Below are 429 nucleotides of genomic sequence, written 5' to 3' on the forward strand. Positions count from 1 at the left end.
GAACAATACCCTTAGGGTTAACAATTTTGTATACGTCATTAATTTTTTTGAGATATCTTTTGACATCTTCATTCTGAAAAGTAGTTAGGGTATTATTTTTATTTAATGCCAACTTATAGGCAGAAGACTGAGTATTAGAGTCAAAACGATGATTTTCTGAAAAGGTAGAGATATCAATGCCAAGGATCTTTTTCCTTGTTAGATGTTCACGCCCAGCGGAAATTATTTTTTGTCTAACCTTTGAATCAAAGGTTTCTAATAGCCCACCGATTTTACCTTCATTTAGATATGTTAAAACCTCCGATAAAATCATAGTTGATATTTCTACCACTTTGGGGTCGGGGTTTTGTACACTTTCATTAAGATAATTAAGAATTTTGCGATGTGCTTTCAATAATGGGGAGATTTCGTCATCAATTTCTATTTTAT

Annotated in this window: 1 pseudogene; it reads right to left on the reverse strand. The window is 32.2% G+C overall.

What is annotated here, in order from left to right:
* Positions 1-429 (reverse strand): annotated as a pseudogene (locus IM284_RS23235) (histidine kinase); the annotation flags it as partial.

The organism is Enterobacter cloacae complex sp. P12RS (assembly GCF_014895875.1).
GTDB classification, from domain to species: Bacteria; Pseudomonadota; Gammaproteobacteria; order Enterobacterales; family Enterobacteriaceae; genus Enterobacter; species Enterobacter bugandensis.